This is a genomic window from Solibacillus sp. NPDC093137 (assembly GCF_050280445.1).
Classification (GTDB): domain Bacteria; phylum Bacillota; class Bacilli; order Bacillales_A; family Planococcaceae; genus Solibacillus; species Solibacillus isronensis_B.
Window position 1 is genome coordinate 1 of sequence record NZ_JBNNVH010000011.1, and the last position, 13,630, is coordinate 13,630.

General features: G+C 39.6%; 13 protein-coding genes, 1 rRNA gene and 1 pseudogene. 12 read left to right on the forward strand and 3 right to left on the reverse strand.

The window, feature by feature from the left end; genetic code table 11:
* Position 1: 1 nt before the first annotated feature.
* The 7 genes from rrf to tsaD all read left to right on the forward strand — a co-directional run bounded on the left by rrf (position 2) and on the right by tsaD (position 4,708).
* Positions 2-117 (forward strand): 5S ribosomal RNA (gene rrf / locus ACQKN3_RS19650).
* A gap of 135 nt (positions 118-252) precedes the next feature.
* The gene (locus ACQKN3_RS19655) at positions 253-1,344 is read left to right on the forward strand and encodes an NADH-dependent flavin oxidoreductase (RefSeq protein WP_427714241.1); all 1,092 of its coding nucleotides are present in this window, start codon (positions 253-255) and stop codon (positions 1,342-1,344) included.
* Between the two features lie 149 nt (positions 1,345-1,493).
* Positions 1,494-1,832 carry a hypothetical protein gene (locus ACQKN3_RS19660; RefSeq protein WP_251691661.1) on the forward strand — a complete coding sequence of 113 codons (339 nt, stop codon included), beginning with the start codon at positions 1,494-1,496 and terminating at the stop codon, positions 1,830-1,832.
* Between the two features lie 266 nt (positions 1,833-2,098).
* A complete protein-coding gene (tsaE, locus tag ACQKN3_RS19665) occupies positions 2,099-2,551 on the forward strand; it encodes a tRNA (adenosine(37)-N6)-threonylcarbamoyltransferase complex ATPase subunit type 1 TsaE (RefSeq protein ID WP_427714244.1) in 453 nt (150 codons plus the stop codon).
* Positions 2,548-3,252: a tRNA (adenosine(37)-N6)-threonylcarbamoyltransferase complex dimerization subunit type 1 TsaB gene (tsaB, locus tag ACQKN3_RS19670; protein ID WP_427714246.1), complete on the forward strand. Its 705-nt coding sequence runs from the start codon at positions 2,548-2,550 to the stop codon at positions 3,250-3,252. The genes tsaE and tsaB overlap by 4 nt, the downstream gene beginning before the upstream one ends.
* Positions 3,252-3,695: a ribosomal protein S18-alanine N-acetyltransferase gene (gene rimI / locus ACQKN3_RS19675; RefSeq protein ID WP_251691668.1), complete on the forward strand. Its 444-nt coding sequence runs from the start codon at positions 3,252-3,254 to the stop codon at positions 3,693-3,695. The genes tsaB and rimI overlap by 1 nt, the downstream gene beginning before the upstream one ends.
* On the forward strand, positions 3,695-4,708 hold the full coding sequence (tsaD, locus tag ACQKN3_RS19680; RefSeq protein ID WP_427714249.1) for a tRNA (adenosine(37)-N6)-threonylcarbamoyltransferase complex transferase subunit TsaD: 1,014 nt from the start codon (positions 3,695-3,697) through the stop codon (positions 4,706-4,708). The genes rimI and tsaD overlap by 1 nt, the downstream gene beginning before the upstream one ends.
* A gap of 575 nt (positions 4,709-5,283) precedes the next feature.
* On the opposite strand, the gene ACQKN3_RS19685 is transcribed toward tsaD, so the two are convergent.
* Positions 5,284-7,224, reverse strand: coding sequence for an ABC-F family ATP-binding cassette domain-containing protein (locus ACQKN3_RS19685; protein ID WP_251691672.1), 1,941 nt, complete (start codon positions 7,222-7,224; stop codon positions 5,284-5,286).
* 244 nt (positions 7,225-7,468) lie between these two features.
* Here ACQKN3_RS19685 and ACQKN3_RS19690 point away from each other — a divergent pair, with 244 nt between their 5' ends.
* The 3 genes from ACQKN3_RS19690 to tatC all read left to right on the forward strand — a co-directional run bounded on the left by ACQKN3_RS19690 (position 7,469) and on the right by tatC (position 9,252).
* Complete coding sequence (locus ACQKN3_RS19690) at positions 7,469-8,104, forward strand: redox-sensing transcriptional repressor Rex (RefSeq protein ID WP_251691674.1); 636 nt, start codon at positions 7,469-7,471, stop codon at positions 8,102-8,104.
* Between the two features lie 78 nt (positions 8,105-8,182).
* On the forward strand, positions 8,183-8,410 hold the full coding sequence (gene tatA / locus ACQKN3_RS19695) for a twin-arginine translocase TatA/TatE family subunit (protein WP_008408483.1): 228 nt from the start codon (positions 8,183-8,185) through the stop codon (positions 8,408-8,410).
* Positions 8,411-8,427: 17 nt separating this feature from the next.
* On the forward strand, positions 8,428-9,252 hold the full coding sequence (gene tatC / locus ACQKN3_RS19700; RefSeq protein ID WP_251691678.1) for a twin-arginine translocase subunit TatC: 825 nt from the start codon (positions 8,428-8,430) through the stop codon (positions 9,250-9,252).
* A gap of 88 nt (positions 9,253-9,340) precedes the next feature.
* Here tatC and ACQKN3_RS19705 read toward each other — a convergent pair whose 3' ends face one another.
* Positions 9,341-10,069 carry a CPBP family intramembrane glutamic endopeptidase gene (locus ACQKN3_RS19705; protein ID WP_427714252.1) on the reverse strand — a complete coding sequence of 243 codons (729 nt, stop codon included), beginning with the start codon at positions 10,067-10,069 and terminating at the stop codon, positions 9,341-9,343.
* Positions 10,070-10,346: 277 nt separating this feature from the next.
* Between ACQKN3_RS19705 and groES the strand changes: the two genes are divergently transcribed.
* On the forward strand, positions 10,347-10,631 hold the full coding sequence (gene groES, locus ACQKN3_RS19710) for a co-chaperone GroES (RefSeq protein ID WP_008408486.1): 285 nt from the start codon (positions 10,347-10,349) through the stop codon (positions 10,629-10,631).
* Between the two features lie 115 nt (positions 10,632-10,746).
* Positions 10,747-12,378: a chaperonin GroEL gene (gene groL / locus ACQKN3_RS19715; protein WP_251691682.1), complete on the forward strand. Its 1,632-nt coding sequence runs from the start codon at positions 10,747-10,749 to the stop codon at positions 12,376-12,378.
* 109 nt (positions 12,379-12,487) lie between these two features.
* Here the strand turns inward: groL and ACQKN3_RS19720 are convergent.
* Positions 12,488-13,630 (reverse strand): annotated as a pseudogene (locus ACQKN3_RS19720) (collagen-like protein); the annotation flags it as partial.

A 13,630-nucleotide genomic window follows, 5' to 3' on the forward strand; every position in this document is an offset into this window, starting at 1 on the left:
GTGAAGTGATGATGGCAAAGAGGTCACACCCGTTCCCATACCGAACACGGAAGTTAAGCTCTTTAGCGCCGATGGTAGTTGGGGGCTTCCCCCTGCGAGAGTAGGACGTCGCTTCGCACACGCAAAACCACTGAGGAATCAGTGGTTTTTTTGTTGTTTTAAAATGAATATTTAAAATTAAAGAGGACCTCTAACTTGAAAATAAAATACAGTTTCGTTAAAGTACATACATAGCAAAAGGGAGGAATTTTAATGAAAGCACTTTTTGAAAAATTTAAATTGAATGAACAGGTTGAACTACGAAATCGTATAGTTATGGCACCTATGACAACCTACTCTGCAAATGAAGATGATACAGTTTCCGATGAGGAAATCACATATTATAAAGAACGTGCTGAAGGAGCTGGAATGATCATTACAGCATGCGCATATGTTGCAGCAAACGGAAAAGCATTCCCAGGACAAATCGCCGCTCATGAAGATCGCTATATTCCAAGCTTGCGAAGAATTGCACAGGCTATTCAACAAGGCGGTGCTAAAGCGGTTTTACAAATTCATCATGGAGGCCGACAATCACTACAACATTTAGTACCAAATGGAGATGTTGTAAGTGCAAGCACAGCTGTTACAATTGAGAAAAAAGAAGCACGTGCATTAACTCTTGTAGAAACAAAAGAAATGGTTAAAGCATATGCTGAAGCAACAAGAAGAGCTGTTGAAGCAGGTTTTGACGGCGTTGAAATCCATGGTGCAAATACGTATTTGATTCAACAGTATTTCTCTGCCTTTACAAATAAAAGAACAGATGAATACGGCGGGACATTTGAAAATAGATTGCGTTTCCCATTGGAAGTGGTAAATGAAGTAATTAAAGTTAAAAACACATATGCAGATGAAAAGTTTATCGTCGGTTACCGTTTCAGCCCGGAAGAGCCTGAAGAAGATGGTATTACAATGGATGATACAGTCAAATTAGTAGATGAATTAGCGAAAACAGCGCTAACATATTTGCATATTTCACTTGGAGATTTCAAATCCGAAACACATCGTTATGAAAACGGTCAACAAAACCGTATTTCTGTAATTCACAGCTTATTAAATGGACGTAAACCGTTAATTGGTGTCGGATCAATTTATACTCGTGAAGAAGCAGAACAAGCATTACAGTTAGGTGCAGATTTAGTAGCACTTGGTCGTGCTCTGTTAATTGAGCCGCATTGGGTGGAAAAGGTATACAATGAGGAAAACGTTGTAACAGCTTATGATGAAAAAATTGATACTGTAATTCCTGGTCCTTTAATGGAGAAGATCCTGTCAAGACCAGGTTGGATTCCGGGTATATAAGGCAGTAAAGATTATTAAAGAATATAAAAATTTAAGCTTATTTAAATAGGGAGGATGCGAATACGTTCGTATTCTCCTTTTCCTCTTGGTAATGTTTGAACCGCTTAATTTCGGGAATGGTTTCATAAGGATATTGAGGGGGGATACGAATGAATAAAAAGGCTTTTTATGTCTTCCTGTCTATTTGTCTCGTTATGTTGCTGACAATGCTAATAACAGCTTGTCAGGATGAAGTTTTAGAGATAGAGGAAAGTAATACATATGTTTGGCAAAAATACATGAATGAAGAAGAATATGAAGAAGTAAAAGAAGGGATGTCTTATTTAGAAGTAGTCCGCATTTCAGGAGGGGCCGGTCAGGAAGTAGAAAACGGTACTTATGAATGGAACGACGAAATTCTGCTGACGAAAGGATATCGCTTAAAATTTGAGAATGATGTATTGGTTAAAAAAGAAGTTGTGGAACGTAAAGGTAAGTCAAAGCGTTAGTGATCAGCAGAAAATGTGGTTAAGCATGGGGATGCTCATAGTATTTCTCCAATAGCCTAAACAATCTCGAGAATGAAAATCAAATAAAGGGAAGTCCGAAAACATTCACTTTTTCTTAGAAAAGATGAGTGTTTTTCTTTTTTTCACAGCTACTTTATATTAACGTAGTTGAGTAAGAACCAATCTAAAAGTGATACATTTTGAACAATTGCTTCAGTTCAAGTAAACTAGAGATAATGGATTTTTTTGTGGAAGGAAGCAATCAAATGATATTTGAAAAAGATGTAAATACGCTGGAAGAAACGCAAGCGCTTGCGATGAGACTGGCAGACTTAGTCGAGCCACAGTATACGATTACCCTTGAAGGTGATTTAGGTGCTGGCAAAACGACATTTACACAGAGCTTTGCAAAAGGGCTTGGCGTAAAAAGAACGGTCAATAGTCCAACATTTACGATTATGAAGCAATATATAGGACGTATTCCGCTTAATCACCTGGATGTATATCGTCTGGAAGATAGCGATGAAGATTTAGGCTGGGAAGAAATTTTTTATGGAGATGCTGTAACAGTTGTGGAATGGGCACATCTTATACAGGAAGATTTACCTGAAGAGCGTTTAGCAATTGAAATTACACGCATCGATGAAACGAAACGCAAATTTGTATTGAAACCGATAGGCGAAAAGTATGTTCGTCTTTGTGAGGAGTTATTAAAATGATTTGGTTAGGAATAGAGACAGCAAATGCACCGCTTTCTGTCGCCATAGTACAAGATACTAAAGTAATTGCAGAAGTCGTGCAAAATATAAAATTGACACATTCAGTTGGTGCAATGCCGGCAATTGAAGAAGTTATAAACAGAGCAGGCTTAAAACCGGCACAAATTGACGCGATTGCCGTTTCAGAAGGTCCCGGCTCTTATACAGGAGTCCGTATTGGTGTCACTATTGCCAAAACTTTGGCCTGGTCATTGCAAAAGCCATTGGTTGGCGTATCAAGCTTGAAAGCACTGGCTGCAAATGCCCGTGTTGCAAACTTTGCAATTTGTTCATTAATCGATGCCCGTCGTCAAAATGTATATGCCGGTGTTTATGAATCAGATACTATGGAGCCGATTGTTGAAGATTATCATGATCATATCGACGGGTTATTACAGAAGCTTCAGCAATTAGAAAGACCAATATTGTTTGTCGGAACAGATGTCGATTTATACATGGAAAAAATTCAGCAAGTATTAGGTGATTCCGCTATCCGTGCGCCATATACAATGAATTTACCGCGTGCATCCGAACTAATTGCTTTAGCACAACAAATGCCATTACCGACAGTTGAGGCAGTCCATGCTTTTGTTCCCCAATATCGCCGTATTGCAGAAGCCGAAGCGAATTGGATAAAGGAACAGAAAAAGGAGCAACTTTAATGGTACAGTATCGCAGAATGACAATAGATGATGTTAAGGCTGTTCATAAAATTGAGCTTGCAACATTTCCTACACCATGGACATTGGATTCGTTTTATTACGAAATGACCGAAAACCAATATGCCCATTATTTAGTGGCGGAAGACGAGAACGGCGAAATTATCGGTTTCTGTGGAATTTGGCTTGTTATTGATGCAGCACAGATTACAAACGTAGCGGTTGTACAATCTGTACGTGGTCAAGGCATTGGTGAGACACTTATGCGTGAAGCGATGCGAGTAGCAAAAGAAGCAAATATGGACGTCATGAGCTTAGAAGTACGTGTAACAAATACTGTTGCACAAAATTTATATCGCAAACTTGGTTTCCAAGATGGAGGACTTCGTAAAGGCTACTATACGGATAACCAGGAAGATGCGTTAGTAATGTGGGTGAATTTATAATGGATAACTATATATTAGCAATTGAAACTAGCTGTGATGAAACAGCAGCAGCCATTATTAAAAATGGCACAGAGATTATTTCGAATGTTGTATCATCACAAATTGAAAGCCATAAGCGTTTCGGCGGGGTTGTCCCGGAAATCGCATCACGTCACCATGTTGAACAAATGACAATTGTTTTAGAAGAAGCATTAAAGCAGGCAAATATGGAACCGAAAGAATTAACAGCTGTTGCCGTAACTGAAGGACCAGGACTAGTGGGTGCTTTGTTAATCGGTATTAATGCGGCTAAGGCTTTCGCTTTTGTACACGGTTTGCCATTAATCGGGACACATCATATTGCCGGGCATATTTATGCAAATAATCTAGTACAGCCAATGGAATTTCCACTGTTGGCACTCGTTGTTTCAGGTGGACATACAGAGCTTGTCCTAATGCGTGAACATGGTTCATTTGAAGTTATCGGTGAAACACGTGATGATGCTGCAGGTGAAGCATATGACAAAGTAGCGCGCGTATTGAATATGCCATATCCGGGTGGTCCTCATATTGACCGACTTGCACATGAAGCGACAGAAGCCGTTCCTTTCCCGCGTGTATGGTTGGAGGAAGGTTCATACGACTTTAGCTTCAGCGGCTTGAAATCTGCAGTGATTAATTATAAACATAATTTGGATCAGCGCGGTGAAGAAATTATTCCCGAAAATGTTGCAAAAGGCTTCCAAGACAGTGTAGTAGAAGTATTGACAGGTAAGACAGTACGAGCAGCTCGTGAATTTCAGGTAAAACAAGTAATTGCAGCTGGCGGTGTATCAGCCAATAAAGGACTACGTACAGCGTTGGAATTTGCGTTTAAAGAAGAAGGTATTCCATTTTATGTACCGCCTTTAAAATTATGTACAGATAATGCTGCAATGATTGGTGCAGCTGCATATGAAATGTATGAAGCAGGGGTTCGTGGTAATTTAGCTATGAATGGGCGACCTGGGATGGAGCTCTTGAGCTGGAAATAGGGTATATAAGCATGGTGAAAAGATGTAGCAGTACATCCTTTTCTCATGCTTTTTTTGTATAGAAAATAATTTTTTCTTAATTTGTTTTCTTTCAATAATATAAAAAAGTCGAATCTAGTAATTTATGATGGATAAATCTCATTTATAACAAGTTTTTATTGACTGTTCAACTTTTCTGAAAATTATCCACAGATAAAGTTAAATACCCACAAAAAAACTTGCGAACATGCGTACTTATACACAAACTGTGTATAACTTGTGGGTAACATGTGACTTATCTATATATAGTAGTGTCTTTTTCACACAGCAATGTGTATAACTTAGATTTTAAATGTGGATAATGTGGAAAACTATGTTGATATGTTGATATTACTAGATTTATATTGTGAATAAAATTGTGGAGAAATTTGTAGAAATTTGGCGTATTGACCTATATATATGATTATTATGTAGATAGGGTGATAGAAAGGTTTAGTATTATACAATAGCAATACAATAAATATGTTTCTGTAGAAAAAGACTTTTCGTGTACATATAAAAAAGGAGTGTCCATATGTTGATGGACACTCCATAAATTATAGCTGTTCAAGCTCTTCGTTTAGTTCAAGCCATTCCATTTCAAATACTTCATGCTGTTCTTTAACATCATTCAGTTCAGATTGAATTGTTAATGTTTTTTCATGATCCGAATAAATGTCAGGATCACAAAGTTGTTCTTCAAAGATGGCGATTTTTTCATCTAAAGCGCCCATTTGCTTTTCAATATCTTCAATTGCACGACGAATTTGACGTTCTCTTTTTTTCGCATCCTTATCAATCATCGATGTGGTCTTTGTTTGAACAGTCGATTCAGCTGAATTTTTTTCAATTGCTGCGGCTTTCATTGCAGCTAATTCTTCAAGCTCCTCTTTCTTTTCCACATAGTAATCATAGTCACCTAAATATTCGAAAGAACCTGTGCCTGAGAGTTCAACGACTTTAGTAGCGATACGATTGATAAAATAGCGGTCATGCGAAACGAATAGCAGTGTACCGGGATAATCAATTAAGGCATTTTCCAATATTTCTTTACTGTCCAAGTCTAAATGGTTTGTCGGCTCATCAAGTACAAGGAAATTTGATTTTTGCATCATTAACTTAGCAAGTGCAAGTCGCGCCTTTTCTCCACCTGATAGGGAGTTTACTGTTTTTGATACATCATCTCCACTAAATAGGAAGCGACCTAAAATGTTGCGGATATCCTTTTCATTCAGTAATGGCCATTCATCCCAAAGCTCACTAAGTACAGATTTATTTGAATGAAGCTTCGCCTGCTCCTGATCATAATAGCCGATTTGAACATTCGTACCGTAACGGATATCCCCGGCCAGTGCCTCGATATCTTGAACGATTGTTTTCAATAAGGTAGATTTCCCCACACCGTTTGGACCGACAAGTGCAATACGATCTTCTCTAAAGACGCGCATCCCAATATTTTTGGAAATAGCCTTGTCCGTAAAACCGATTGTTAAATTATCCACCGACAGCACGTCATTTCCGCTTTGGCGCTCAATTGTAAAGCCGAAGTTGGCACTCTTTTCATCGCCATCAGGAGATTCCATCCAACTTGTCTTCTCCAGCACTTTACGACGCGACTGGGCCATCTTTGTAGTTGAAGCTCGGGCAAGGTTTTTTTGGATAAATGTTTCGAGTTTGGCCTTTTCATCCATCTGACGCTCAAACATTTTTAAATCACGTTCATAGTTTTTCGCCTTCTCATCTAAATAGGCACTATAGTTCCCTACATACTTCGACACTTTTGTACGAGACACTTCGTAAACAATCGACACGACCTGATCTAAGAAATAACGGTCATGCGAAACAATTAAAATCGCGCCATCATAACCTTTTAAATAGCCTTCCAGCCAGGAAAGTGTTTCAATATCCAGATGGTTGGTCGGCTCATCTAAAATAAGGAGGTCAGGCTTTGACAAAAGAAGCTTAGCCAGGGCTAGGCGTGTCCGTTGTCCGCCGGATAGAGAGCGAATCGGCTTTTGATAATCTTCAGGGAAAAATTGCATGCCATGTAAAACAGAGCGGGTATCGGCTTCATACTGGTAACCGCCTGCATCTTTAAAGTCATGCTGCAACTGATCATATTCCGCCATAATGCGTGCATACTGTTCGCTATCTTCATATATTGCAGGATCGGCCATTTGCTGTTCAAGTTGACGCAACGTTTTCTCCTGATTTTGCAGGTTTACGAAAATTGTCATCATTTCGTCCCAAATCGAAAGTTCAGAGTCAATGCCTGCATGCTGCTCTAAATAGCCGACTTGGATATCTTTTGGAATAATAATTTCACCAGAGTCATAGCTCATTTGTCCGGCAATTATTTTTAATAACGTGGACTTGCCGGCACCGTTTCGTCCTACTAATGCCACACGATCACGGTGCTGTACTTCTAATTTTACACCGCTTAATATTTCATCTGTAATAAAGGATTTATATAATTGATTTACTTGTAAGACAATCATGTTTACACCTCAGTTTCTCCTATTTAGTTTAATGGATGGGAACATTGTACGCAACGATGGATACTTTACTTGTCGCTCCTTGTTTAGTAAGATTAACTTGCTTCTGCACAAAGAGTGGAGTTCATGTTAAGCGTGTCATATCGCTTGGCGACAACTATGTGATTAAATCAAGTTGGTCATCCTCGACAGGTTATACGGGGCATTATTTGAAAAAGATTTCCAAATGTACATAGGAGGAGAATGTGTGAAACAAGAAGTAAAAATTCCACAAGCAACAACAAAAAGACTTCCTCTTTATTATCGATTTTTAAAAAACTTCGCAACTGAAGGTAAAAAGCGTATTTCTTCACAGGAATTAAGTGATGCGATGAAAATAGATTCGGCTACGATTCGACGTGACTTTTCTTATTTTGGAGCACTTGGTAAAAAGGGATATGGATATGATGTCCAGTATTTACTCGAATTTTTCCGTCAAACTCTGGACCAGGACGAGGTGATGAATGTTGCATTAATAGGGGTCGGGAATCTGGGAAATGGCTTACTAAAATATAACTTCCAAAAAAATCATAACACGCGTATCGTTGTTGCATTTGATACGAAGGCACCGATGGAAGGAACGACGATCAGTGATATTCCAGTATTCCATCCAGATCGTTTGGAGGAAATGTATGAGGAATTTGGCGCGGAGTTAGCAATATTAACGGTTTCATCCCGCTCAGCACAAATGATGACAGACCGACTCGTTAAAATAAATGCAAAAGGTATATTAAATTTCACACCAGTACGATTATCTGTTCCCGATACGATTAAAGTGATGAACATTGATCTATCGGTAGAACTACAGGCTCTTACGTATTTAGTGCGAAACTCAGGTAAGTAATAAAATGTTCATTACTATAAATAGCATATTCTAGTTAATTAATGTAAAATATACATAATAATAGAGGAGGTGGCTATAGTGATAGTACATCTAAACGCGATTACACCTGTGAGCCTGATTATCATTGGGCTGATTGCTTTGTTAATATTCGGACCCAAAAAATTGCCATCATTAGGTCGTGCGATGGGGACAACTTTACGTGAATTCCGTAGCGCTACTAAAGGCTTGACGGATGACGATGACGATTTCGATACAAAGAAAAAAGTGATTGAACATAAAGAGAACGAAAAAAACGAAGTAAAGTAAAATAAGGATGTCTTGCTATGAATTCAAGAGAATTAACCGTAGTTGAACATATGGAAGAGCTTAGAAAACGCCTATTTTTCGTAGCGATTTTCTTCGTGATGGCTCTTTTCATCGGTTTCTATACGGCGAAACCACTTATTCGATACATTCAACGCAGTGATCTAGCTGCCAGTTTTTCAATGAACGCATTTAGTCCGGCAGATCCTTTAACCGTTTATTTACAAGTTACATTTATTGTAGCTGCCGTTATTGTATCTCCATTATTGCTTTACCAGCTATGGGCGTTTATAACACCTGGTTTGCATGAGGCAGAACGTAAGGCAACATTGAAATATATTCCGTATGCTTTTGTACTGTGTATAGGGGGAATAGCCTTTGCTTATTTTGTGTTATTTCCATTTATAATGCGCTTTATGACGGATTTATCCAATGATTTGAACATTACGCAAACAATCGGTATTAATGAATTCTTCTCATTTCTAATTAAGTTAATTGTACCCTTTGCGGTGCTATTTCAATTGCCTGTTGTTACACTGTTTCTTTCTCGTCTCGGAATCATCAGCCCGAAGCTTATGGTGAAATTTCGAAAATATGCCTATTTTGTATTGATCGTAATTTCGGTATTGCTGGCACCGCCTGATTTAGTATCGAATATCATTATTGCGATTCCGCTATTTGTTTTATATGAACTGAGTATTGTCATTGCACGTCTCGGTTATCGAAAATATGAAGTGGCTGAAAAAGAACGCATATTAGCAGAAGAAGAACGTGAACGTGAACTGCAAGTAGAGGAGCTACTTGAAATGCAGCGTAGGCAAATGGAACAGATGAATAATAGTTAACGTAACGCTATCGAACGAGGTAGCGTTTTTTTATTTTCTATATATATGGGAATATAAAAAACCCGCTATTCTATATAGCGGGCAAAAGTTATATTTGAAACTTATCGGCATTCATTTGGATAAATGTGACGAAACCATTCAATAGAATATGGGCGATAATCGGTGTGAGAAGACGCTTTGTTTTATGGTATAAAAATGCGAAGATCATACCGCATATTGTATACAATAAAATGTGCGTAAAATCCATATGGATCGCAGCGAATACAATTGCACTAATTATGCTCGCAATCCAGAAATTATAGTTTTGAATAATCGATCCGAAAATAACACGGCGGAATACAAGCTCTTCCAAAATCGGTCCTAAAAAGACAGTAGCAAGGATCATAATCGGTGCTACCTTTGTGACCCCCATAATTGCTTCCGTATTTTCCGAGCCCATATCAATTCCAAGTGCGAGCTCGATGTAGGCGCCGATTGTCTGCCCTAAAAAGACTAGGAAGAAACCGATGATCCCCCAACCGATAGAAGCTCCTATTGATGCTTTTTCTCCTTTAAACACTTCCCAGAATTGCTTATTGCGGGAGATTAATATAAAACTCACAATAAAGGCAACCGCAAATGATACAGTTGACCACCAAGCAGATAATTTTATAAGTTTATCCTGCTCAGATATACCAGAAAATAATTGTAAAAGGGAATCTTTTAAGCCGGGAATGAATATAAGTAATAAGACTGATAACTGACAGATGATATAAGTTAGTAACACATAAAATGCGGTCTTCTGCGTTTTGAACTTATCTGATGAACGGGAAGTCACGAATGAAAAACCTTCTTTCTCTTAAAGACTAGTAGAATTACACATCCCAAAACGCATGAGGAATGCTGTATCTTCTATTATAGAATTTACTATGGGCTCTTATGAATGCCCCACAGTTATACATTAAACATTATTGTAGAGGAATTTGCCAATAAATCAAAATTTTTTTGGTGCACATACTTGCAAAAAAATATGGAATTCTTTAAACTAATAAATGTGTTAGCACTCGACAAACGAGAGTGCTAAAAATAGAAAATTTTTTAGGAGGTTGTTTCTATTGTTAAGACCATTAGGAGATCGCATCATTATCGAACTTGTTGAGGTAGAGGAAAAAACAGCATTTGGTATTGTTTTACCCGACTCAGCAAAAGAAAAACCACAAACAGGTAAAGTTGTGGCAGTAGGTACAGGTCGTGTTCTTGACAACGGCACTCGTCTTGAGCTTGACGTAAAAGAAGGCGACGAAATTATCTTCTCTAAATTCTCTGGTACGGAAGTTAAGTACGACGGCGTAGAATATTTAATCCTACGTGAGAGCGATGTACTTGCAATTGTCGGATAATTACAAAATCAAAAGAAAACTGCAGCTAGTTATACATATTAATCTTTGCTAGCTGCACATCTTCATAAACAATAAATTAAAAAATAGATCGTAAATTTTAGGAGGAAAATGAATTATGTCAAAAGATATTAAGTTTTCAGAAGAAGCACGTTCATTAATGGCAGCTGGTGTAGATAAATTAGCTAACGCTGTAAAAGTAACTTTAGGACCTAAAGGGCGTAACGTTGTTTTAGAGAAAAAATTCGGTTCTCCACTTATTACAAATGACGGTGTATCAATCGCAAAAGAAATTGAATTAGAAAACGCATATGAAAATATGGGTGCAAAATTAGTAGCAGAAGTAGCTTCTAAAACAAATGAAATCGCGGGTGACGGTACAACAACAGCTACAGTTCTAGCGCAAGCAATGATTCGCGAAGGACTTAAAAACGTAACAGCTGGTGCAAACCCTGTTGGTATTCGTAAAGGTATGGATAAAGCAGTAGCAGCAGCATTAACAGAGTTACAAACTATTGCTCGCCCGGTAGAAAACAAAGAATCAATTGCACAGGTAGCAGCAATCTCTTCATCAGATGAAGAAATCGGTCAATACATTGCAGATGCGATGGAGCGCGTAGGAAACGACGGCGTTATTACAATTGAAGAATCAAAAGGCTTTACAACCGAATTAGATGTTGTAGAAGGTATGCAGTTTGACCGTGGTTATGCATCACACTACATGGTTACTGATACAGATAAAATGGAAGCGGTACTTGACAACCCATTCATTTTAATTACTGACAAAAAAATCTCAAACATTCAGGAGATTTTACCGGTATTAGAGCAAGTCGTTCAACAAGGTCGTCCAATTTTAATTATTGCTGAAGATGTTGAAGGTGAAGCACTTGCAACTTTGGTAGTAAATAAACTACGCGGTACTTTCAACGCAGTAGCAGTTAAAGCTCCAGGCTTCGGTGACCGTCGTAAAGCAATGTTAGAAGATATTGCTGTATTAACTGGAGGTCAAGTAATTACACAAGATCTTGGTTTGGATTTAAAATCAGCTGATTTATCATCTTTAGGTCGTGCTGCTAAAGTTATCGTATCAAAAGATAACACAACAATTGTTGAGGGTGCTGGTAACACAGATGCAGTAGCTGGTCGCGTTAACCAAATCCGTGCACAACTTGCTGAAACAGCATCAGAATTCGATAAAGAAAAATTACAAGAGCGCTTAGCTAAATTAGCTGGTGGTGTTGCAGTTATTAAAGTTGGTGCTGCAACAGAAACAGAATTAAAAGAGCGCAAATTACGTATTGAAGACGCATTGAACTCAACTCGTGCAGCAGTAGAAGAAGGTATCGTATCAGGTGGTGGTACAGCACTTCTAAATGTATACGCGGCAGTTGAAAAAGTATTGGATCAAGTAGAAGGCGATGTAGCAACTGGTGTACGCATTATTTTACGTGCATTAGAAGAGCCAGTTCGTCAAATTGCTGAAAACGCTGGTTTAGAAGGTTCAATTATCGTTGACCGTTTAAAACGCGAAGAAGTAGGCATTGGTTTCAATGCGGCAACAGGCGAGTGGGTAAACATGGTTGAAGCGGGTGTAGTTGACCCAGCAAAAGTAACACGTTCAGCATTACAAAATGCAGCTTCAGTGGCTTCACTGTTCTTAACAACCGAAGCAGTAGTTGCAGACATCCCAGAACCAGCAGGCAGCGGTATGCCGGACATGGGCGGCATGGGTATGCCAGGAATGATGTAATTACTAGTTAAACTAGTAATTGTAAAAATGAAGACAAAAAAATGCCACTTCTCAAGTTTTCTTGGGAAGTGGCATTTTAATTTCTCTGTATAAAATGTCTATTCAGCCTCTAAGAAATTCGGTGACAGGACCATACAATACCAGTAGATGAAGCGCCTGTTCCTCCTAAATTAAGAGTTAATGATAAACCGCCAGATTGATAATGCAAATCAATAGTATCCCCGGCAGTTAACTGTGCTTCCCCCGTCAATGTCACGGTTCCACTTCCTAATATAGCTCTTAAAGTTAATAATGTTACAGCTATATTTAAAATCGGGAACAGACCGCTAATTATATTAGAAGAAGTGTTTCTTCTAATTTCAAATGCAGGATTAATCCCAGCTCCTATAGAAAGGCTAACTGCAGCAGTAGTGGAGTAGTTAATTGTGGCCTCAAATACATACCTTCCTGTTGCAGGAACAGTAAATATGCCAGTAGTAGGGTTAAATGCCGGTGTTGTGAAATATGGTGCTGCAACGCTCCAGTTGTTGATTGTGGTAGATCCACTAACTGTTAAATTATTCCTGAAAGCTGAAAACCCTTCTGTGAATACAGGACCTGTTGGCCCAGTAGGTCCTGTACCGCCAGTGGGACCGGTAATCCCAGTTGATCCAGTAGGTCCGGTACTGCCAGTGGGACCAGTAATCCCAGTTGGCCCAGTAGGTCCGGTACTGCCAGTAGCACCGGTAATTCCAGTTGGCCCAGTAGCCCCCGTAGAACCAGTTGATCCAGTAGGTCCGGTAGCGCCAGTAGCGCCAGTAGCGCCGGTTGCTCCAGTAGGTCCAGTGTCGCCAGTAGCGCCGGTTGTTCCAGTAGGTCCGGTAGCACCTGTTGGCCCGATTTCGCCGGTAGCCCCCGTTGCTCCGGTAGGCCCAATCTCGCCAGTAGCCCCTGTAGAACCAGTTGCTCCAGTAGGCCCGATCTCACCAGTAGGTCCGGTTGCTCCGGTAGGTCCAGTGTCGCCAGTAGCGCCGGTTGCTCCGGCAGGTCCGATGTCGCCGGTAGCGCCCGTTGCCCCGGTAGGCCCGATATCGCCAGTGGCACCTGTTGCCCCAGTGGGACCGGTGTCGCCAGTAGGTCCGGTTGCTCCGGCAGGTCCGATGTCACCAGTAGCACCCGTTGCCCCAGCAGGTCCGGTATCGCCAGTGGCCCCCGTTGCTCCGACAGGTCCGATGTCGCCAGTAGCCCCCGTTGCTCCAGTAGGTCCGGTATC